General features: G+C 60.5%; 20 protein-coding genes and 1 riboswitch. Of the genes, 15 read left to right on the top strand and 5 right to left on the bottom strand.

What is annotated here, in order from left to right:
* The 4 genes from PspS49_RS12605 to PspS49_RS12590 all read left to right on the top strand — a co-directional run bounded on the left by PspS49_RS12605 (position 1) and on the right by PspS49_RS12590 (position 2,385).
* Entirely contained in the window at positions 1-486 is a 486-nt protein-coding gene (locus PspS49_RS12605; RefSeq protein WP_016984497.1) for a flavin reductase family protein, read from the top strand.
* A gap of 134 nt (positions 487-620) precedes the next feature.
* Complete coding sequence (locus tag PspS49_RS12600) at positions 621-1,025, top strand: carboxymuconolactone decarboxylase family protein (protein ID WP_016984498.1); 405 nt, start codon at positions 621-623, stop codon at positions 1,023-1,025.
* Between the two features lie 42 nt (positions 1,026-1,067).
* Entirely contained in the window at positions 1,068-1,820 is a 753-nt protein-coding gene (locus PspS49_RS12595) for a GntR family transcriptional regulator (protein ID WP_099758791.1), read from the top strand.
* A 1-nt stretch (position 1,821) separates the two neighbouring features.
* A complete protein-coding gene (locus tag PspS49_RS12590; protein WP_160039545.1) occupies positions 1,822-2,385 on the top strand; it encodes an NUDIX hydrolase in 564 nt (187 codons plus the stop codon).
* A 153-nt stretch (positions 2,386-2,538) separates the two neighbouring features.
* Here the strand turns inward: PspS49_RS12590 and PspS49_RS12585 are convergent, their stop codons facing one another.
* Entirely contained in the window at positions 2,539-2,835 is a 297-nt protein-coding gene (locus PspS49_RS12585; RefSeq protein WP_160039543.1) for a DUF1330 domain-containing protein, read from the bottom strand.
* Positions 2,836-2,904: 69 nt separating this feature from the next.
* Here PspS49_RS12585 and ribBA point away from each other — a divergent pair, with 69 nt between their 5' ends.
* From ribBA to PspS49_RS12560, 5 genes are all read left to right on the top strand, one after another.
* Positions 2,905-4,014: a bifunctional 3,4-dihydroxy-2-butanone-4-phosphate synthase/GTP cyclohydrolase II gene (gene ribBA / locus PspS49_RS12580; protein ID WP_095050094.1), complete on the top strand. Its 1,110-nt coding sequence runs from the start codon at positions 2,905-2,907 to the stop codon at positions 4,012-4,014.
* A gap of 365 nt (positions 4,015-4,379) precedes the next feature.
* On the top strand, positions 4,380-5,405 hold the full coding sequence (locus tag PspS49_RS12575; RefSeq protein ID WP_008088087.1) for an ABC transporter substrate-binding protein: 1,026 nt from the start codon (positions 4,380-4,382) through the stop codon (positions 5,403-5,405).
* On the top strand, positions 5,402-6,349 hold the full coding sequence (locus tag PspS49_RS12570) for an ABC transporter permease (RefSeq protein WP_174245114.1): 948 nt from the start codon (positions 5,402-5,404) through the stop codon (positions 6,347-6,349). The genes PspS49_RS12575 and PspS49_RS12570 overlap by 4 nt, the downstream gene beginning before the upstream one ends.
* Positions 6,350-6,355: 6 nt before the next feature.
* Positions 6,356-7,165 (top strand): ABC transporter permease, encoded by an 810-nt coding sequence (locus PspS49_RS12565; protein ID WP_007918021.1) that lies wholly within the window; start codon positions 6,356-6,358, stop codon positions 7,163-7,165.
* Positions 7,166-7,182: 17 nt separating this feature from the next.
* Positions 7,183-8,337, top strand: coding sequence for an ABC transporter ATP-binding protein (locus PspS49_RS12560; RefSeq protein ID WP_134173701.1), 1,155 nt, complete (start codon positions 7,183-7,185; stop codon positions 8,335-8,337).
* A 201-nt stretch (positions 8,338-8,538) separates the two neighbouring features.
* Here the strand turns inward: PspS49_RS12560 and map are convergent, their stop codons facing one another.
* Together map and PspS49_RS12550 are read right to left on the bottom strand one after the other, a co-directional pair.
* Positions 8,539-9,330, bottom strand: coding sequence for a type I methionyl aminopeptidase (gene map / locus PspS49_RS12555; protein ID WP_077573263.1), 792 nt, complete (start codon positions 9,328-9,330; stop codon positions 8,539-8,541).
* Complete coding sequence (locus PspS49_RS12550) at positions 9,327-9,554, bottom strand: ParD-like family protein (RefSeq protein ID WP_007918027.1); 228 nt, start codon at positions 9,552-9,554, stop codon at positions 9,327-9,329. The genes map and PspS49_RS12550 overlap by 4 nt, the downstream gene beginning before the upstream one ends.
* 400 nt (positions 9,555-9,954) lie before the next feature.
* On the opposite strand from PspS49_RS12550, the gene PspS49_RS12545 reads away from it, so the two are divergent.
* The 4 genes from PspS49_RS12545 (at position 9,955) to PspS49_RS12530 (ending at position 14,057) form a co-directional block, all read left to right on the top strand.
* Positions 9,955-10,890: a Ppx/GppA family phosphatase gene (locus PspS49_RS12545; RefSeq protein ID WP_160039541.1), complete on the top strand. Its 936-nt coding sequence runs from the start codon at positions 9,955-9,957 to the stop codon at positions 10,888-10,890.
* A 42-nt stretch (positions 10,891-10,932) separates the two neighbouring features.
* Positions 10,933-11,127, top strand: a riboswitch (cobalamin riboswitch).
* A gap of 142 nt (positions 11,128-11,269) precedes the next feature.
* Positions 11,270-12,283 (top strand): ABC transporter substrate-binding protein, encoded by a 1,014-nt coding sequence (locus PspS49_RS12540; protein ID WP_160039539.1) that lies wholly within the window; start codon positions 11,270-11,272, stop codon positions 12,281-12,283.
* Between the two features lie 8 nt (positions 12,284-12,291).
* Complete coding sequence (locus tag PspS49_RS12535; protein WP_174245113.1) at positions 12,292-13,296, top strand: iron ABC transporter permease; 1,005 nt, start codon at positions 12,292-12,294, stop codon at positions 13,294-13,296.
* On the top strand, positions 13,293-14,057 hold the full coding sequence (locus PspS49_RS12530) for an ABC transporter ATP-binding protein (protein ID WP_150751926.1): 765 nt from the start codon (positions 13,293-13,295) through the stop codon (positions 14,055-14,057). The genes PspS49_RS12535 and PspS49_RS12530 overlap by 4 nt, the downstream gene beginning before the upstream one ends.
* On the opposite strand, the gene PspS49_RS12525 is transcribed toward PspS49_RS12530, so the two are convergent.
* Together PspS49_RS12525 and metE are read right to left on the bottom strand one after the other, a co-directional pair.
* Positions 13,996-14,547 (bottom strand): GNAT family N-acetyltransferase, encoded by a 552-nt coding sequence (locus PspS49_RS12525; RefSeq protein WP_160039535.1) that lies wholly within the window; start codon positions 14,545-14,547, stop codon positions 13,996-13,998. The genes PspS49_RS12530 and PspS49_RS12525 overlap by 62 nt on opposite strands.
* A 204-nt stretch (positions 14,548-14,751) precedes the next feature.
* Positions 14,752-17,040, bottom strand: coding sequence for a 5-methyltetrahydropteroyltriglutamate--homocysteine S-methyltransferase (gene metE, locus PspS49_RS12520; RefSeq protein WP_160042506.1), 2,289 nt, complete (start codon positions 17,038-17,040; stop codon positions 14,752-14,754).
* A 423-nt stretch (positions 17,041-17,463) separates the two neighbouring features.
* On the opposite strand from metE, the gene PspS49_RS12515 reads away from it, so the two are divergent.
* Positions 17,464-18,840 carry a pyridoxal-phosphate dependent enzyme gene (locus PspS49_RS12515; RefSeq protein ID WP_127926881.1) on the top strand — a complete coding sequence of 459 codons (1,377 nt, stop codon included), beginning with the start codon at positions 17,464-17,466 and terminating at the stop codon, positions 18,838-18,840.
* The gene (locus PspS49_RS12510) at positions 18,837-20,009 is read left to right on the top strand and encodes a cystathionine gamma-synthase (protein WP_160039533.1); all 1,173 of its coding nucleotides are present in this window, start codon (positions 18,837-18,839) and stop codon (positions 20,007-20,009) included. The genes PspS49_RS12515 and PspS49_RS12510 overlap by 4 nt, the downstream gene beginning before the upstream one ends.
* The last annotated feature ends 120 nt before the right edge of the window (positions 20,010-20,129 follow it).

Raw genomic sequence — 20,129 nt, 5'->3', positions numbered from 1 at the left:
ATGATCGAACCCGGCATTTACAAAGACGTCATGAGCTCGTTCCCGTCCGGCGTCACGGTGGTCACCACCGTTGACCCCGAAGGCGGGATCGTCGGCATCACCGCCAGTGCCTTCAGTGCGCTGTCGATTGACCCGGCGCTGGTGCTGTTCTGCCCCAACTATGCTTCCGACACCTACCCGGTGTTGCGTGACAGCAAGAAATTCGCGATCCATTTGCTGTCCGCTGACCAGACGGCTGAGGCCTATGCGTTTGCCGGTAAAGGCAAGGACAAGGCCAAAGACATCGAGTGGCATTTAAGCGAATTGGGTAACCCGATTCTGGCCAAGGCCACGGCGATCATCGAGTGCGAGTTGTGGCGGGAATACGATGGTGGCGATCACGCGATCATCGTTGGCGCGGTGAAGAACCTGATCCTGCCGGCGCAACCGGTGACACCGATGATCTACCACAAAGGCAAGCTCGGCCCCCTGCCAACCCTGGCCTGACGGATTCACACAAAACCCTGTAGGAGTGAGCCTGCTCGCGATAGCGGTGGATCAGTCGACATCCATGTTGAATGTCAGTCCGCTATCGCGAGCAGGCTCACTCCTACAAGGGATTTGTGGTCACAGGAGGAATGATGAGTAACGAAAAGTACGAAAAAGGCCTGAAAATCCGCACTCAGGTGCTCGGCGAAGCCTATGTGCAGCGTTCAATCGACAACGCCGACGACTTCACCCGCCCACTCCAGGAAATGGTCACCGAATACTGCTGGGGCCATGTCTGGGGGCGCGAGGGGTTGTCGCTCAAAGAGCGCAGCATGATCAACCTGGCGATGATCTCGGCGCTCAACCGTCCGCATGAACTCAAGCTGCATGTGCGCGGCGCCTTGCGTAACGGCCTGAGTCGTGAGCAAATACGCGAAATTCTGCTTCAGGTCGGCATTTATTGCGGCGTTCCGGCAGCCGTGGACAGTTTCCGGCTGGCCCGTGAAGCCTTTGCCGAAGCCGACGCCGAAGCCTCAGTCAACCCCTCGGCTGTTTAGATGCCCGTCTGGCATGGACAGCCAACTTAAAGAGCGGACCCCATGAAACGCCAGCCACTCGACGACAGCTTCAAGGTCAATCGCAACCCCGTTACCCTGCGCGAAATCGTGCTGGATAAACTGCGTAGCGCGATCATGAATTTCCAGCTCATGCCCGGCGATCGTCTGGTCGAGCGCGATCTGTGTGATCGCCTTGGCGTCAGCCGCACCTCCGTGCGCGAGGCCTTGCGTCACCTGGAATCCGAAGGCCTGGTCGAGTTCGCCGATGCCAAAGGCCCGCGCGTAGCGATCATCACCCTCGCCGATGCCGTCGATATCTACGAATTGCGTTGTGTACTGGAAGGTCTCATCGTCCAGCTGTTCACCCTGCGCGCCAAGGCCAAGGACATCAAAGCCCTGGAAAAGGCCCTCGACGACAACCGCAAGGCGTTGAAGGACGGCGAATTGCAGCAGGTGATCGACTCGGTGCAGGGCTTCTACGATGTGCTGCTCGAAGGCTCGGGCAACCATGTCGCGGCGACTCAGTTGCGTCAGTTGCAGGCGCGCATCAGCTACCTGCGCGCGACCTCGGTTTCCCAGGAAAACCGTCGTGGCGCGAGTAACCACGAAATGGAAAAAATGGTCGAGGCGATCAAAAGCGGCGATCCGCTGGCGGCGCATCAGGCCTGTGTTGATCACGTTCGCGCCGCTGCTGCCGTGGCGCTCGACTATCTCAAGCGCAAACAGGAAGAGACCGGGGCTACCCCGCCAATCACCCTGCCGATCGCCTTGAAAGAACCCCGTATAGGTCACTGATATGTTCAGCCCGAGCTATTGCCCGAAATGCGGTGGCCCTGACCTCGGTCAGCAGATACCGGCGGGCGATACGCACGAGCGCCTGATGTGTCGCGGCTGCGGCTACATCCACTACGTCAATCCGAAGATCATCGCCGGCTGCATCATCGAGCAGGACGGCAAATACCTGTTGTGCCAACGCGCGATCCCACCGCGCCCGGGCACCTGGACGCTGCCGGCCGGTTTCATGGAAAGCGGCGAGACCACTGAGCAAGCGGCCATCCGCGAAGTCTGGGAAGAAAGCGGTGTACGCGCGGAAATCGTCTCGCCGTACTCGATTTTCAGCGTGCCGAAGATCAGCGAGGTGTACATCATCTTCCGTGCGATCGCACTGGAGATCACCGGGCAGTACGGCCCCGAAACCATGGATTACAAATTCTTCGCGCCTGAAGAGATTCCGTGGGAACAGATCTATTACCCGGCGATCCGGCAGATTCTTGAGCGCTATATCGAAGAGCGCCAGGCTGGGGTGTACGGGATTTACATGGGCAATGACGACAGCGGCAAGATCCACTTCATCCGCTGATCTCATCCCCCCTTGCCGGTGCCCCATCTGATCGTTCCCACGCTCCGCGTGGGAATGCAGCCCGGGACGCTCCGCGTCCCTTTCAAAGCCGAACGCGGAGCGTCCGAAGAGGCATTCCCACGCGGAGCGTGGGAACGATCAATACCGTAGGTTTCAGAGTGGGGCGATGCCTTCAACGATGATGATCTCCGCCCTCGCCCATTCTTCGCGATAACTTTTCGCCTCTTGGTACGCCGCCGAGTGGTAGCACGCCACGGCTTTTTCGTAACTCTCAAACTCGATCACCACGCTGCGCTGCGGCGTCTTGCGTCCTTCCATCGCCTCGCTGCGCCCGCCTCTTGCCAGAAACTTCGCGCCGTACGCGGCGAAGGCTGCCGGCGCGCGCTGGGTGTATTGGCTGTAGTGATCGGCATCGGCTATATCCACATGAGCTATCCAGTACGCCTTCATAGTGACCTCTTTTGTTAATTTTGTATTATGGTATACCAATATATTTCCAACGAACCCTGAGAGTCCAGCATGGCCTTCAACAGCATCGAAGAAATCATCGAAGATTATCGTCTCGGCAAAATGGTCTTGCTGGTCGATGACGAAGACCGCGAAAACGAAGGTGACCTGCTGCTGGCCGCCGACCGCTGCACGCCCGAGGCCATCAGCTTCATGGCCCGTGAAGCGCGCGGGCTGATCTGCCTGACCCTGACCGACGAACATTGCCAGCGTTTGGGTCTGGAGCAAATGGTGCCGGCCAATGGCAGCGTGTTCAGCACCGCGTTTACCGTGTCGATCGAAGCGGCGGTTGGCGTGACCACCGGCATCTCCGCGGCGGATCGCGCCTGCACGGTTGCCGCCGCCGTCGCGCCGAATGCTCGCGCTGAAGATCTGGTGCAGCCCGGCCATATCTTCCCGTTGCGCGCCAAGGAAGGTGGCGTGCTGACTCGCGCGGGTCACACAGAAGCGGGTTGCGATCTGGCGCGTTTGGCCGGTTTCACTCCGGCCTCGGTGATTGTCGAGGTGATGAACGACGACGGCACCATGGCCCGTCGGCCAGATCTGGAAGTGTTCGCGCGCAAGCACGGGATCAAGATCGGCACCATCGCCGATCTGATCCACTACCGCCTGAGCACCGAACACACCATCGAACGGATTGGCGAACGCGAGCTGCCGACGGTGCATGGCACGTTCCGTTTGATCACGTTTGAGGATCGCATCGAGGGCGGCGTGCACATGGCGATGGTCATGGGCGATCTGCGCCGCGAAGAGCCGACGCTGGTGCGTGTGCATGTGATTGATCCGCTGCGGGATCTGGTTGGCGCGGAATATAGCGGGCCGACCAACTGGACGCTGTGGGCGGCACTGCAACGGGTTGCGGCTGAGGGACATGGGGTTGTTGTGGTGTTGGCCAATCATGAGTCGTCGCAGGCGTTGCTGGAGCGGGTGCCGCAACTGACCCAGCCGCCGCGGCAGTTCAGCCGTTCGCAATCGCGGATTTATTCGGAGGTCGGGACTGGGGCGCAGATTCTGCAGAATCTGGGGGTTGGCAAGCTGCGTCACCTGGGCCCTCCTCTGAAATACGCTGGCCTGACCGGGTATGACCTGGAGGTGGTCGAGAGTATTCCGTTCACTGAATAAAGCTGCCCTCACCCCAGCCCTCTTCCGGAGGGAGAGGGAGCCTACCGAGTTGTTTAGTCGCTATACACCGACCTGAGATACCGAGCCGAACTCAGGTTTTGAACAGCCTCCGATCGGCCCCCTCTCCCGAAGGGAGAGGGCTGGGGTGAGGGGCTGGATCTAACATTCACAAAAAACATCCAAGCCGAACGCATCAAATAACCGCCCGGCCAGATAACCGGTAAGGCAAAGTGCTTGCACAAAGCTTGGAATACCATAATATGATATTCCATAGACCGGACGCTCCAACGAACGTCCATCTACTGCTCCCGATAGGCGGGCAACAACGCAAGCCCGCTCAAAAACACAACAATGAGGGCGTGAACATGGTGTTGAACAAAGCTGCAACCGCGATCTTTTTTGCGGGACTGCTCAGCGTCACCGGCCAGGCTGCAATGGCTGCCGAAAGCGTGAATTTCGTCAGCTGGGGCGGAAGCACCCAGGATGCGCAGAAACAGGCCTGGGCCGATCCGTTCAGCAAGGCCAGCGGCATCACCGTCGTGCAGGATGGCCCGACCGACTACGGCAAACTCAAAGCCATGGTCGAGAGCGGCAACGTGCAGTGGGACGTGGTCGATGTCGAAGCCGACTTCGCCCTGCGCGCCGCGGCTGAAGGCCTGCTCGAACCCCTCGATTTCAAAGTGATTCAGCGCGACAAGATCGACCCGCGTTTCGTCAGCGATCACGGCGTCGGCTCGTTCTTCTTCTCCTTCGTCCTCGGCTACAACGAGGGCAAACTCGGCGCCAACAAGCCGCAGGACTGGAGCGCGCTGTTCGACACCAAGACCTACCCCGGCAAACGCGCCCTGTATAAATGGCCAAGCCCTGGCGTGCTCGAACTGGCGCTGCTGGCCGATGGCGTAGCGGCTGACAAGCTCTACCCGCTGGATCTGGATCGTGCTTTCAAAAAACTCGACACCATCAAGAAAGACATCGTCTGGTGGGGCGGCGGCGCGCAGTCGCAGCAACTGCTGGCGTCCGGTGAAGCGAGCATGGGCCAGTTCTGGAACGGTCGCATTCACGCCCTGCAAGAAGACGGCGCCCCGGTCGGCGTGAGCTGGAAACAGAACCTGGTCATGGCCGACATTCTGGTCATCCCCAAGGGCTCGAAAAACAAGGACGCGGCGATGAAGTTTCTGGCCAGCGCCAGCAGCGCCAAAGGCCAGGCCGACTTCTCCAACCTGACCGCCTACGCCCCGGTCAACCTCGACAGTGTGGAGCGTCTGGATTCGACGCTGGCCCCCAACCTGCCGACTGCCTACGCTAAGGATCAGATCACTCTTGATTTCGCGTACTGGGCCAAAAACGGCCAGGCCATCGCGACACGGTGGAACGAATGGCTGGTCAAATGAAAATGGCGGCCACCGCGTCCCGTCCCTCCACTGCCACCGGGAGCGCCAACGGCGCTGCCGGCTCGGCCCACGGAACACAGGCGGTTGCGATGCAGCAAGCCCCGTCCCTCAGACAACGCTGGCGCGGCGCCGGCAACCTCGCCCCAGCGCTGCTGTTCATCGGCCTGTTCTTTCTCGCGCCGTTGATTGGCCTGCTGTTGCGCGGCGTGCTCGAACCGACGCCAGGTCTTGGCAACTATGAGCAACTGTTCGCCAACTCGGCGTATGCCCGGGTGCTGCTCAACACCTTTTCGGTGGCCGGGCTGGTGACGCTGTTCAGCTTGCTGCTGGGCTTTCCGCTGGCTTGGGCGATCACCCTGGTGCCGCGTGGCTGGGGTCGCTGGATTCTCAACATCGTGCTGCTGTCGATGTGGACCAGCCTGCTCGCCCGCACCTATTCGTGGCTGGTGCTGCTGCAAGCGTCCGGCGTGATCAACAAAGCCTTGATGGCGATGGGCATCATCGATCAGCCGCTGGAAATGGTGCACAACCTCACCGGCGTGGTGATCGGCATGAGCTACATCATGATCCCGTTCATCGTCCTGCCGTTGCAGGCAACCATGCAGGCCATCGACCCGATGATCCTGCAGGCCGGCTCGATCTGCGGCGCCAGTCCGTGGAGCAACTTCTTCCGGGTGTTCCTGCCGCTGTGCCGGCCGGGTCTGGCCTCCGGTGGCTTGATGGTGTTCGTCATGTCGCTCGGTTACTACGTCACCCCGGCGCTGCTCGGCGGTGCGCAGAACATGATGCTGCCGGAGTTCATCATTCAGCAGGTGCAATCGTTCCTCAACTGGGGCCTGGCCAGTGCCGGCGCCGCGTTGCTGATCGCGATCACTTTGGTGCTGTTCTACTTCTACCTGAAGCTTCAGCCGGAATCCCCGGTTGGCGCCAGTAACGCGAGGTAAGCCGACATGCTCCTGACCCCCAATGCGATGAGCCGACGCATGCGCTTCGGCTTGTATGCAACCACCGGGCTGATCGGTCTGTTCCTGCTGTTGCCGATCGTGTTCATCGTGCTGCTGTCGTTCGGCTCCTCGCAGTGGCTGGTATTCCCGCCGCCGGGCTGGACGCTGAAATGGTACGGCCAGTTCTTCTCCAACCCCGACTGGATGAACGCCGCCGCGGCCAGCCTCAAGGTTGCTGTGCTGACCACGATCTGCGCCGTGGCCCTCGGTCTGCCGACTGCATTTGCGCTGGTGCGCGGACGTTTTCCCGGCCGGGAAATGCTCTACGGCCTGTTCACCCTGCCGATGATCGTGCCGCTGGTGATCATTGCTGTGGCGGTGTACGCGCTGTTCCTCAAGCTCGGTTACACCGGGACCATGTTCGCCTTCGTGGTCAGCCATGTGATTGTCGCGTTGCCGTTCACCATCATCTCGATCATCAACTCGCTGAAGCTGTTCGATCAGTCTATTGAAGACGCGGCGGTGATCTGCGGTGCTTCACGCCTGCAAGCGGTGTTCAAGGTGACCTTCCCGGCGATTCGTCCGGGCATGGTCGCCGGCGCCCTCTTTGCTTTCCTCGTTTCGTGGGACGAAGTGGTGCTCAGCGTGATGATGGCCAGCCCGACCTTGCAAACCCTTCCCGTGAAAATGTGGACCACCTTGCGCCAGGACCTGACGCCAGTGATCGCCGTCGCTTCGACGCTGCTGATCGGCTTGTCGGTGTTGGTCATGGTCATCGCCGCCGCTCTGCGCCGGCGCAACGAAATCAGCGCCTGAGCGCCCAGGAGTACGACATGAGTGCCGTGATCAAAGACGCATCCCAGCAGAACGACAAACCCCTGGTCAGCCTGCGCAACCTGAACAAGCACTACGGCGATTTTGCCGCCGTCGACAACATCTCGCTGGACATCAAGGACGGCGAGTTCCTGACCTTCCTCGGCTCCAGCGGCTCAGGCAAAAGCACGACGTTGTCGATGCTCGCCGGATTTGAAACGCCGAGCAGCGGCGAGATTCTCGTCAACGGTCAGTCGCTGGTCAATGTGCCGCCGCACAAGCGTGACATCGGCATGGTGTTTCAACGCTATTCGCTGTTCCCGCATTTGTCGGTGCGCGACAACATTGCGTTTCCTTTGGCGATTCGCAAACTCGCGGCGGCTGAGCGCGACAAGCGCGTCGATGCGATGTTGAAACTGGTGCAGCTTGAGCAGTTCGCCCATCGCCGCCCTTCGCAATTGTCTGGCGGCCAGCAGCAACGAGTCGCCATCGCCCGTGCCTTGGTCTATGAGCCACGCATTCTGCTGATGGACGAACCACTCGGAGCGCTGGATAAAAAGCTGCGTGAAGATCTGCAGGATGAGTTGCGCCAATTGCACCGTCGTCTGGGCATCACCATCGTTTACGTGACCCACGACCAGGAAGAAGCCATGCGCTTGTCGCAACGCATTGCGATTTTCAGTCACGGCAAGATTGTTGGTCTGGGTAGCGGTTATGACCTGTATCAGAATCCGCCGAATGCGTTTGTCGCGTCGTTTCTGGGCAATTCGAACTTCCTCAAGCTCAAGGCGCAGGGCAATGCGGCGGCTTCGTTTGAAGGACAGTCATTGTCGATTCGACTGACCGCTGGTTTGCACACCGATCAGGATGTGTTGCTGATGGTGCGGCCGGAAAAGGCACTGGCGTTGAGCGTGGCGCAGGCGATTAGCGAACCGTTGCCGTCGGGTTGGAATGAGGTTTCAGCGAAGGTTGTGGAAGTGCTATTTCTGGGTGAGAGCCAGACTTGCAGCGTGGTCACCTCGGGCGGCACATCAATGACAGTGAAAGCATTGTCCGCCGCCGGCATGCCGCTCAAGGCTGGCGATCCGGTGCAAGTGCGCTGGGCCACCGCTGATGCCTGCGTCTACACCGAATGGACCGAAAGCGACCTCAACAAAGCTGCCGGTTCTCACTGATAGCGTGTTGTCTGTGATATCTACCCCCTCACCCCAGCCCTCTCCCCCAGGGGGGCGAGGGGGAAAGGGAGCCGATCGGGGGCTTTTCAGGACCTGAGTTCGACTCAGGACTTTCAAGTCGATGTATAACGCCAAAACAACCCGGTCAGTCCCCTCTCCCTCTGGGAGAGGGCTAGGGTGAGGGAAACAGTCGACGCGGTATCAGACAATAGCGCGGTAGCCTTCGATTTCGTCCGGCCACGCCGTGAGGATTTCGAAGCCCGTCTCCGTCACCGCCACCATATGCTCCCACTGCGCTGACAACGAGCCATCCTTGGTCAGCACCGTCCAGCCATCCGGCATGTTTTTCACATGGCGCTTGCCGGCATTGAGCATCGGCTCCACGGTAAAAATCATCCCGGCCTTGAGCTTCATGCCCTGATTGGGAAAGCCGTAATGCAGAATCTGCGGCTCATCGTGATAAACCTTGCCAATCCCGTGCCCGCAATACTCGCGCACCACGCTGAAGCCTTCTTTCTCCGCCAGCGTCTGGATCGCATGGCCGATATCACCCAGCGTCGCACCTGGTTTCACCACACGAATACCCGCGCACATCGCGTCATAAGTGGTCTTGATCAGGTGCTGCGCTTCAGGCGTCGCCTCACCGACCACGTACATGCGACTGGTGTCGCCGAACCAGCCATCCTTGATCACCGCGATGTCGAGGTTGACGATGTCACCATCCTTCAACGGCGTCCCCGATGGGATGCCATGACACACCACATCGTTGACCGAGGCGCACACGGTTTTCGGAAAACCGTGATAACCGACGTTGGCCGGCACCGCCTTCTGCACGTTGACGATGTAGTCGTTGCACAGCTGATCGAGTTGGTCAGTGGTGACGCCCGCCTTCACATGCGGCACCAGCATCGCCAGCACTTCAGCGGCGAGTTTGCCGGCAGCACGCGATTGGGCGATGTCGGCCGGGGTGTTGATCTTGATCTGGTTTCTCATGCGCTGACGGCTTCCTGAGTCAGTTGTTGCAGATCCAGCCCGCCGTTCTGTTCGGCGCGGATCAGCAAGCGGCAAATGGCGCTGTGGTCGAGGTTGGGGTGCAGTTCGGCGAGCATGCCGATGCGCATCCAGTGCTCGGCCTGCGCGTTGATCGAGCGGCTGAGGGCGTTGCTGGAGATACGCAGGTTCTCGTGCATGTCCTCTGAAATCTTTACGATGCCCATATATGAATCCGATACGATGTGTATATGGATCGTATATTAGCCAAGCCCCCACCAAAATTGCAAACACACAGGCTGATCGTTCCCACGCTCCGCGTAGGAATGCAGCCCGTGACGCTCCGCGTCACTGGACGCGGAGCGTCCCAACAGGCATTCCCACGCGGAGCGTGGGGACGATCAACAGCCAAATCGCAGGCAAAAAAAAAGCTGCCAAAACTGGCAGCAAAAACTTTAAGAACACGCGATGTATTGGCCTCAGCATAGACGCCGGATAATGACAGTGTCATGACAGCACCAAATTCATTGAACCGCCCCCACCCCGTCATCAGGATGTCATCAAGATCACGGCAGAATCCTCGCAAACCGTCTTGAGCCTCGCGACGGATGCATTGCAAGGATTCCCATGAAAGACGACGCCTCGCTGTTTGCCGCCATCGACCTGGGTTCGAACGCCTTTCGCCTGATGATCGGCCAGTCAGTGCGCAGTCGAAAGGGCTTGCAGATTCAGGAAGTGAAAACCCTGCGTGAACCCGTGCGTCTCGCCGAAGGTTTTGATGGTGGTGCGCTGGATGCGTTGGCACTGGATCGCGGCTGGCAGGCATTGGCGCGGTTCGGCAAGAAGCTGCGCGGTTTCGAGGCCGGCCGGGTTCGCGCGGTGGCGACCAGCGCAGTGCGCGAGGCCGACAATGCGCAACTGTTTCTGGCCAGTGCCGAGCGGCATCTGGGCTTTCCCATCGACGTCATTTGCGGCCATGAAGAGGCGCGACTGGTCTACGCCGGCGTGACCCACGCCTTGCCGAGCGCCGTAGACCTGCGCCTGGTGGTCGACATCGGCGGCGGCTCCACCGAGCTGATCCTCGGCCAAGGCTCACAACCATTGCTCACCGAAAGCATCGCCATTGGCAGCGGCACCTTGAGCACGCGCTTCTTTCGCGGCGGTGACGTGTCCGCCGGTGCGCTACAGGAGGCCGAACGCTTCGCCATCCTGCAGTTTGAAAAGGTTGCCCGACGCTATCGCGCTCAGGGCTGGCAGCAAACCATCGGTTCGTCCGGCACCGCGCGCATGCTGGCCAAAGTGCTCAAGGCCAATCGCCTCAACGACTACGGTCAGGACGGCATCACCTACGGCGGACTGCTGCGCCTGTCGTTGCTTCTGCTGAAGGTGAACAACGTCCAGCAACTGAAACTGGCCGGGCTGCAACCGCATCGTCAAAGCATTCTGCCCGGCGGTCTGGTGTTGATGCTGGCGGCGTTCAAGGTGTTCGGCATCGCGCAAATGCTGCCCTCCGAACCGGGCCTGCGTTTAGGCGTGTTGCACGGTTTGATGAGCCAGCACTAATCCTCGTCACGGCAGATTCGTCTCCCCTTCAGCGGCTCGATCGACTACCATGCCGCCGCCGGTTCCCGAACGGGACTAACAGGGAATCCGAGGTGCTTGCTCAGCACTGATCGGAACTGCCCCCGCAACTGTAGATGCCGAGCCTGCTCCACGACTGCCACTGGGTGAATCCCGGGAAGGCCGGAGCCAGGCGATGACGCATCAGTCAGGAGACCTGCCGGCACAGTGATTACTAACCGGCGGGGTGTCCGGGAAGGACATCGTGCCGTGCGCGTCTTCGTTGGCTGCCCGGCCTTGCGCTGTTTTCCTGACTGCGTTCGATGGTGTGTTTCCAATCCGTACTCTCCCGCTCCCGTACGGTTCCCCTGGAGACTGCCCCATGCTGCTGCCCCGCGTTGCCACCCTGATCACCGGCCTGAGCTTTGGCGCCATGGCGCATGCGGCACCGACGGTCTATCCGCTGACGGTCGAAAACTGCGGCAGCACCCTGACCTTCCAGCACGCACCGACGCGCACCGTGACCATCGGCCAGGCCGGCACGGAAATGCTCTACGCCATGGGCCTGGGCGACAAAGTCGTCGGCACCTCGTTGTGGTTCAACAATGTGCTGGCCAAATACAAAGCCCAGGACGACAAGATCGAGCGTTTGGCTGACAACGAGCCAAGTTTCGAATCGGTGATCGGCAAGCGCCCGGAACTGGTCGCCGTGGAGCTGGAATGGATGGTCGGCCCGCAAGGCGCGGTCGGCACTCGCGAGCAATTTCATGAACTGAAGATTCCGACCTACCTGCTGCCTTCCGATTGCGAAGCCAAGGACAACCTCGTCGGCGCCGATGGCACGCGACTGGCGCCGTTTCGCATCGAGACGATTTACAAAAGCGTGAGCCAACTGGCGCAGATCTTCGATGTTCAGGAGCGTGGCCAGCAGCTCAACGACGAGCTCAAAGCCAGCCTCGCCAAATCGATTGCCACAGCCCAAGGCAAACAGCTGAAGGATGCCAGCGCGCTGGTCTGGTTTTCCAGCGCACAAATGGACATCGAGCCGTTCGTGGCCGGGCACAAAGGCGTTCCCGATTTCATGCTCAGCACCCTCGGCGTGCGTAACGTGGTGGAGTCCGATGAAGAGTGGCCAACGGTCGGCTGGGAAACCATCGCCAAGGCTAATCCAACCTTTCTCGTCATCGCGCGCATGGACCGTCGACGCTTCCCCGCCGACGACTATGAAAAGAAACTCGCCTTCCTGCGCACTGACCCGGTGACGCGCAACATGGACGCGGTGAAGCACAACCGCATCATCATTCTTGACGCCATGGCCATGCAGGCGAGCCTGCGCATGTTCGATGGCATCGAGCAATTGGCCACGGCCATCAACGGCAATGACCTGTCGCAATGAGTGCCAGTCTGATCCGTACGCTGCTGGCCTTGGCCACACTGTTGATTGCAGTGGTCGCTGGCGTGGCCATCGGCGAAACCTCGATTGAACCGGGCGTGGTCGTACAAGTGCTGGCGAACAAATTGTGGGGCGCCGGGTACGCGCTGGATCCTATCGACGAAGGTATCGTCTGGAACTATCGCCTGACCCGCGCACTGGTCGCAGCGGCGTGCGGTGCCGGTCTGGCGACGTGCGGAGTGATCTTGCAGTCGCTGTTGCGCAACCCGCTGGCCGATCCCTATCTGCTGGGGATTTCTGCCGGCGCCTCGACCGGGGCGGTGATGGTGGCGTTACTCGGTGTCGGCGCCGGGATCATCTCGCTGTCAGTCGGTGCATTTGCCGGCGCAGTCACGGCGTTCGTGCTGGTGATTGTGCTGGCGCGAGTCAGCGGTTCGGCCAGCGGCACCGGGCAGATCATTCTTGCCGGGATCGCCGGCTCGCAGCTGTTCAACGCGCTCACGGCGTTTTTGATCACCCGCTCGGCCAGCTCTGAACAGGCGCGCGGCATCATGTTCTGGCTGTTGGGCAATCTCGGCGGCGTGCGCTGGCCTTCGGTGTGGCTGGCGGTGCCGGTGGCCGTGTTGGGGTTGGTTGTGTGTCTGTGGCATCGGCGGGCGCTGGATGCGTTTACCTTTGGTGCGGATTCGGCGGCATCCCTCGGCATTCCGGTGCGACGTGTGCAGATTCTGCTGATTGGCTGCGCGGCACTGGTGACGGCGGTGATGGTGTCGATTGTCGGTTCGATCGGTTTTGTCGGGTTGGTGATTCCCCACGCCGCGCGGCTGTTGCTCGGCACCGGGCATGCGCGCTTGTTGCCGGCCAGTGCGTTGGGCGGCGCAGTGTTTCTGATTGCCGCTGATGTGCTGTCGCGCACGTTGATCAAGGGCCAGGTGATTCCGGTCGGGGTGATTACCGCGCTGGTCGGCGCGCCGGTGTTTGCCTTGATTCTGGTAGGCCGCAGGTCCGCTCGATGAATAGTGTTTTGAGTTGTTCTGGTCTGAGCTTCAGAGTGCGCGGCGCCGAGTTGCTCAGCGGTGTCAGCCTTGAAGTTCAGCGCGGCGAAACCCTCGGCATCGTCGGACCGAATGGATCCGGCAAATCCACCCTGCTCAAACTGCTGGCCGGGCTGCGTGAACCGAGCGCTGGCGAGGTGCTGCTCGAAGGTCAGCACCTGGGCAAAATGGCCCGGCGCAGCATTGCGCAAAAGCTTGCGGTGGTCGAGCAACAGGCCGACACCGACGACGGCATTCGCGTGTTCGATGCGGTGGCGCTGGGGCGTACGCCTTGGCTGTCGGCGCTGCAACCGTGGTCCGCGGCCGACGACGCCATTGTTCAGCAGGCGCTGACCGACGTCGACGCGATGCACCTGCGCACCCGTCTCTGGCGCAGCCTGTCCGGTGGTGAGCGACAACGGGTACACATCGCTCGGGCCCTGGCGCAGCGACCGCAAATCCTGTTGCTGGACGAACCGGCCAACCACCTCGACATTCAGCATCAGCTGACCATTCTCAACGTGGTGCAGGCGTTGCCGGTGACCACGCTGATCGCCTTGCATGATCTTAATCAGGCGTTGAAATGCGATCGTCTGGCGGTGCTGGAGCGCGGGCGACTGGTGGCGCTGGGCGAACCGTTGGCGGTGCTGACACCGCAGCGATTACAGGAGACGTTCGGGGTCAGGGCGCACTATCTGACGGACCCGTTCGATGGGGCGCAGATTCTTCGATTCCACTCATGACCGCGTGCATGTGAGTGGTCTGCCAGACCGGATCAGCGTCGACGTCAATAATCTCGAAACCCTGCCGCTGCCAGAACGCGATGGCCCCCGGCAGAAACGGATGGGTGTGCAGGTAGATCACCTCGACTCCGTCGGCGAGTGCCAGGTCTTTGAGTGATCGATACAACGCCGCGGCCAACCCGGAACGCCGTTGTGAAGGCACGACGAACAGGCGCACGATTTCCACTACCTTGCGGCCGGGATAATCAAGGTTCGGGAAGCGTCGGTCGTAAGGGAGATAGCCGATGGAGGCAACGATCTGCCCTTCGTGACGAGCAATCAGAAAGCGCCCTTCCCCACGCAGATAAACCTCGGCAAAACGCGCCAGATCGTCAGGCATGCCGGTCGCGTTGAGCTTGGGGAAAAGCTCGGCACGGGCCTTGAAGACAAAATCCAGCACGGCAGGAATGTCGGCGTCGGAAACAGCTTGAATAAAGGGGTGATGTTTCATGTAGCGAAAGCGCCTGGACTGCGGCTGGCCACAGTAGCAACAACAGGTCCCGCGAAGCCATCCAATCTCATGACTTGCACAAAACCCTGTGGGAGCGAGCCTGCTCGCGAAGGCGGCAGATCATCCAACATTGATGTTGACTGACAAGACGCTTTCGCGAGCAGGCTCGCTCCCACAGGTTTTGTGTTTCATGCAGCCAGAGTGTCAGGCCAGTTCTTTACGCAGCTGCCGGGCGGCGGTGACCATGTGCACCAGCGCCGCTTCGGTTTCTGGCCAGCCACGGGTTTTCAAACCGCAATCCGGGTTGACCCATAGCCGCTCGGCCGGAATCCGCTTGGCCGCCTTGCGCAGCAGATTAGCCATTTCCGAAGCATCCGGGATGCGTGGCGAGTGAATGTCGTAAACGCCCGGGCCGATGTCGTTCGGGTAAGCGAAGGCTTCGAAGGCATCCAGCAATTCCATGTCGGAACGCGAGGTTTCGATGGTGATCACGTCGGCATCCATCGCCGCGATGGATTCGATCACATCGTTGAACTCGCTGTAGCACATGTGCGTGTGGATCTGCGTTTCGTCGCGCACACCGGAGGCGCACAGGCGGAACACCTCAGTCGCCCAGTCCAGATAATGCTGCCACTGCGCCTGACGCAGCGGCAGACCTTCACGGAACGCCGCTTCGTCGATCTGCACGATCTTGATGCCGGCGGCTTCCAGATCCACCACTTCATCACGAATCGCCAGCGCCAGTTGCCGCGCCTGCACTTCGCGGCTGACGTCTTCACGCGGGAACGACCACATCAGCATGGTCACCGGGCCGGTCAGCATGCCTTTCATGACCTTGTCGGTGAGGCCTTGGGCGTAGCGGATCCACTCCACGGTCATGGCTTTCGGACGGCTGAGGTCGCCGAAGATCACCGCCGGTTTCACGCAGCGCGAACCGTAACTTTGTACCCAGCCGAAACGGGTGAACACATAGCCGTCCAGTTGTTCGGCGAAATATTCGACCATGTCGTTGCGCTCGGCTTCACCGTGCACCAGCACATCGAGGCCCAGACGTTCCTGGATTTCCACGGCGTGGCGGATCTCGCTGTGCATGGCCTCAGTGTATTCGGCTTCGCTCAACTTGCCTTGTTTGAACGACTGGCGAGCGAGGCGGATCGACGCGGTTTGCGGAAACGAGCCGATCGTCGTGGTTGGGAACAACGGCAGATCCAGCCCCGCGCGTTGCTTGGCAATGCGCTGGGCGAACAGCGACTGACGCTGGCTGTCCTTGGCCGTAATCGCGGCGACACGGGCCTGAACAGCCGGTTTGTGAATACGCGGCGAAGCTGCACGTGCAGCCTGCACCGAGCGGCTTTCAGTCAGTGCGCGCAGCACTTTCGGCGCCTCAGGCTCATTGACGGCATGCGCCAGAACCGCGACTTCTTCGCACTTCTGCACAGCGAAGGCCAGCCAGCTTTTCAACTCGGCGTCGAGCTTGTCTTCGCGGCCCAGATCCACCGGGCTGTGCAGCAGCGAGCAGGACGGCGCGACCCACAGGCGATCGCCCAGACGCTCATGGGCATGCTGCAACGTCGCCAAGGCATTTTCCAGATCGCAGCGCCAGACGTTACGGCCATTGACCACGCCCAAGGACAACACTTTATAGGCTGGCAGACGATCAAGAATGGTCGGGTACTGCTCCGGTGCGCGCACCAGATCAATGTGCAAACCGTCGACCGGCAGGTTCGCCGCCAGACCAAGATTTTCTTCCAGACCACCAAAGTAAGTAGCGAGCAGTTTTTTCAGCGGATCGCGCTGGATCTGGTTGTAGGCACGCTCGAACGCGTTCTTCCACTCCTGCGGCAGGTCGAGCACCAGAATCGGCTCGTCGATCTGCACCCACTCGACGCCTTGGGCGGCGAGACGCGCGAAGATCTGCCCGTACAACGGCAGCAGGCGATCAAGCAATTCCAGCTTGTCGAACTCGGCACCTTTGGCCTTGCCCAACCACAGATACGTCAACGGGCCGATGATCACCGGTTTGACGTTGTGGCCCTGCGCGCGGGCTTCTTCGACTTCTTCGAAGAGTTGATCCCAGCCCAACTGGAACTGCTGATCAGCACTGAATTCAGGGACCAGGTAGTGATAGTTGGTGTCGAACCACTTGGTCATTTCCTGGGCGTGCGCACCGCCGCAGCAGCTGTCGCTGACGCCACGGGCCATGGCGAACAGGGTTTGCAGATTGGCTTTGCCATCGTGCGGGCGGAAGCGCTCAGGGATTACGCCAAACGTCAGCGAGTGCGTCAGCACCTGGTCATACCAAGCGAAATCGCCGACCGGGAGCAATTCGATGCCGGCGTTTTTCTGCAAATCCCAGTGGGCCTTGCGCAGCTCACGGCCAACATCACGCAGGCCGGCCTCGTTCAGTTCTCCTTTCCAGAACGCCTCTTGCGCTTTCTTCAGTTCGCGGTCGCGACCGATGCGCGGAAATCCAAGGGAATGGGCCAGTGCCATAACAAACAACTCCAATTTCTTGTTGATGGCGGCCATTGTCGGCATCGGTCGCTAGTGAGACAAACTCATTTTAATCTTGATCAACACAAGTTTATCTCATGATCAAATGATCACAGCCTGTCACCTGAAAACACTCCAGAGCTGAGAGCGCCGGCGACGGCTGAGCGTTTTTTGCAGCAGGAAATTTCTCGGCAATTCAAGCTGTTCGTCGCCATGAAGACGCCCTTTGAAAACTCGATGACGCCTCCGTATAAACGCACCCGACAGCACCCCGACAGGTCTTTGATTTCGATCTATCGTTAGATCGAAATGGCTGTATTGGCGACCGACTAAAGGTTGCGACAGCTGAGGTCTGAGCCTATGTTGCACGCGAGTCTTTTCCCCGCGATTGGAACGCGATCAACACCATTAAGAGGTGAAGAAATGTCAAAGGAATCACGCCCTGCCGTACTTGGGCTGATCGGCAATACTCCGCTTGTGCAAGTCACCCGCTTCGACACCGGGCCGTGCACGCTGTTTCTCAAACTTGAATCGCAGAACCCCGGCGGTTCGATCAAGGACCGCATCGGTCTGGCGATGATCGACGCCGCCGAACGTGATGGTCGCCTGCAACCCGGCGGCACCATCGTTGAGGCCACCGCCGGCAACACCGGCCTGGGCCTGGCACTGGTTGGCCGCGCCAAAGGTTATCGCGTGGTGCTGGTGGTGCCAGACAAAATGTCCACCGAGAAAGTCCTGCACTTGAAGGCCATGGGCGCCGAGGTACACATCACCCGCTCCGACGTCGGCAAGGGCCATCCCGAGTATTACCAGGACGTCGCCGCCCGTTTGGCGAAAGACATTCCCGGCGCGTTTTTCGCCGATCAGTTCAACAACCCAGCCAACCCGCTGGCCCACGAATGCAGCACCGCGCCGGAAATCTGGGCGCAGACCGAACATGATCTGGACGCGATCGTCGTCGGTGTCGGTTCGGCCGGCACGCTGACCGGCCTGAGCCGCTTCTTCAAGCGTGTGCAACCTGATCTGGAAATGGTCCTGGCCGACCCGGTCGGTTCGGTGATGGCGCAATACAGCCGTGACGGCTCGCTGCCGACGCCCGGTTCATGGGCGGTGGAAGGCATCGGCGAGGACTTCATTCCGTCGATCACCGACCTCTCCAGCGTGCGCCATGCCTACTCGATCAGCGATGAAGAAAGCTTCGACCACGCCCGTCAGTTGCTCAAGGCCGAAGGTATCCTCGGCGGTTCGTCGACCGGCACCCTGCTCGCTGCGGCGCTGCGTTATTGCCGTGAACAGACCGAGCCGAAACGCGTGGTCAGCTTTGTCTGCGACACCGGTACGCGCTATCTGTCGAAGGTCTACAACGACCAGTGGATGACCGATCAAGGCCTGTTGCAGCGCAAGGGTTACGGTGACCTGCGCGATCTGATCGCCCGGCGTTTCGAAGACGGCCGCGTGATCAGTGTCGGCCCTGACGACACGTTGCTGACCGCGTTCCAGCGCATGCGCCTGGCGGATGTCTCGCAGTTGCCGGTGCTGGTGGAAGGCAAGCAACTGGTCGGTGTGATCGACGAATCCGACATCCTGCTGCCGGTGCACGAAGACGCCGCGCGCTTCAGCCAATCGGTGTCCAGCGTGATGACCGACAAGCTGCAAACCCTTGCCCCCGGTGCCAGCCTTTCCGAGCTGGAAGCGGTGCTCAGCCGTGGCCTCGTCGCCATCATTGCCGACGCGTCGGGCTTCCATGGCCTGATCACCCGCACCGACATGCTCAACCAATTACGGAGATCCCTCGCATGAGTCAGCACGACGACAATTCCCAAGGCTTCGCGACCCGGGTGATCCACGCCGGGCAGACGCCAGACCCGACCACTGGCGCGCTGATGCCGCCAATCTACGCCAACTCCACGTACCTGCAAGACAGCCCCGGCGTGCACAAGGGTTTCGATTACGGCCGCTCGCACAACCCGACGCGTTTTGCCTTGGAGCGTTGCGTGGCGGATCTGGAAGGTGGCACCCGCGCATTCGCGTTCGCTTCCGGGCTGGCGGCGATTTCCACGGTGCTGGAATTGCTTGATGCCGGCTCGCACATCGTCTCCGGCAATGACTTGTACGGCGGCACCTTCCGCCTGTTCGACAAGGTCCGTCAGCGCAGCGCCGGGCACCGCTTCAGCTTCGTTGATCTGGCCGATCTGTCGGCGTTCGAAGCGTCGTTGCAAGACGACACGCGCATGGTCATGGTCGAGACCCCGACCAACCCGCTGCTGAGCCTCTCGGATCTGGCCGCGATCGCGCGTATCTGCCGCGCTCGCGGGATTATCTGCGTAGCCGACAACACCTTCGCCAGCCCGTATATCCAGCGGCCGCTGGAGCTGGGTTTCGATATCGTGCTGCACTCGACCACCAAATATCTCAACGGTCACTCCGACGTCATCGGCGGTATCGCCGTGGTCCGCCAGAACGAAGAACTGGCCGAGAAGCTGGGCTTTTTGCAGAACGCCGTCGGTGCGATTGCCGGGCCGTTCGATGCGTTTCTGACCCTGCGCGGGGTGAAAACCCTGGCGCTGCGCATGGAGCGTCATTGCAGCAACGCACTGGATCTGGCGCAGTGGCTGGAGCAGCAGCCTCAGGTCAAACGCGTCTACTATCCGGGCCTTGAGTCGCACCCGCAGCATGAGTTGGCCAAGCGCCAGATGCGTGGTTTCGGTGGGATGATTTCCGTCGATCTGAACAGTGATCTGGCGGGCGCGCGGCGCTTCCTTGAGAACGTGAAGATCTTCGCCTTGGCGGAAAGTCTCGGTGGCGTGGAAAGCCTGATCGAGCACCCGGCGATCATGACCCACGCGACCATTCCGGCTGATACCCGCGCGAAACTGGGGATTGGCGACGGTCTGGTGCGTCTTTCGGTTGGCGTTGAAGACGTCGAAGACCTGCGCGCCGATCTGGCGCAGGCGCTGCAATCGATCTGACCTTGCAGGAACGACAAAGCCCGCATAAAGCGGGCTTTGATGTTCGAGCAGGCGGCCAGTGCTGGTCTCTGGCTTACAAGGTTTATCGGGCTTCCCACAGTACCGGGCCAAATTGAAAAG

The sequence above is a fragment of the Pseudomonas sp. S49 genome, from assembly GCF_009866785.1.
Taxonomy (GTDB): Bacteria; Pseudomonadota; Gammaproteobacteria; order Pseudomonadales; family Pseudomonadaceae; genus Aquipseudomonas.
This window is presented reverse-complemented; position numbering and strand designations above follow the sequence as displayed.